Origin of the sequence: Paraburkholderia sp. Cy-641, assembly GCF_011752945.1 — a bacterium.
Taxonomy (GTDB): Bacteria; Pseudomonadota; Gammaproteobacteria; order Burkholderiales; family Burkholderiaceae; genus Paraburkholderia.
Genome location: NZ_VWWM01000146.1, coordinates 1 through 804, shown reverse-complemented (window position 1 = coordinate 804; position 804 = coordinate 1). Strand labels below are relative to the sequence as shown.

The 804-nt window shown below is 59.7% G+C and carries 1 protein-coding gene and 2 pseudogenes; 1 reads left to right on the top strand and 2 read right to left on the bottom strand.

From position 1 onward, the window contains the following. A pseudogene (locus F3J20_RS31750) lies at nt 1-170 on the top strand (FAD-binding protein); the annotation flags it as partial. Between the two features lie 20 nt (nt 171-190). Here F3J20_RS31750 and F3J20_RS31745 read toward each other — a convergent pair. Beyond that, nucleotides 191-319 (bottom strand): annotated as a pseudogene (locus F3J20_RS31745) (IS5/IS1182 family transposase); the annotation flags it as partial. A gap of 176 nt (nt 320-495) precedes the next feature. Continuing rightward, nucleotides 496-804 (bottom strand): dihydroxy-acid dehydratase (locus F3J20_RS31740; RefSeq protein ID WP_205299434.1); only part of this gene is annotated, 309 nt, incomplete at its 5' end.

The window sequence follows — 804 nt, the reverse complement described above, 5'->3', positions numbered from 1 at the left end:
ACGTCGCGGTCGGCATCTCGGGGGCGATCCAGCATCTGGCGGGCATGAAGGACTCGAAGGTGATCGTCGCGATCAACAAGGACGAGGAAGCGCCGATTTTCAGCGTCGCCGATTACGGTCTGGTCGGTGACCTGTTTACCCTTGTACCGGAATTCACAGCAGCATTATAGTTTGACACTTAGAGGTCGGTTCAAAGGCTTTTCTCAGCTCGTCTGAATATGTTCCAGCAGACGAGCGAGCAGCCAAGTTTCAAGAACGCTTCGTGAATGTCGGCACGTCGCTCGAAGCGCATGCGTAGACGACAGAAATTATGGAGCCAGTGAGGGCTGCAGCGGCGTAAGCAGATAACTCCCGCGCCGTTGTCCATGCGCTTGGCTCGTGGCGTACTCGCATCATAAAAGCAAAGGGGCATACCGTTGGTCGTATGCCCCTTGTGTCGCTGTTGCATGAACTCAGACCGTGCCGTCGGCTTTTTTGCCCCAGCCGCTTTCCTGTTCAGTCGCTCACTGCGCCCTTATGTGCCGGTTTTGCGAGCGCTGCGAATTTGGCCAGCGCGCCCCTTGTGTAACGCGGCTTTGGCTGTTGCCATGCGGCGCGGCGGCGCGCCAGTTCGGCGTCGTCGATGTTCAGTTGCAGCAGCAGCTGGTGTGCGTCGATCGTGATCGAATCGCCTTCCTGCACGAGCGCGATCGTGCCGCCGACGAACGCTTCTGGCGCAACGTGCCCGACTACCATGCCCCACGTGCCGCCCGAGAAGCGGCCGTCGGTGATGAGCCCGACCGATTCGCCGAGCCCCTTGCCGAT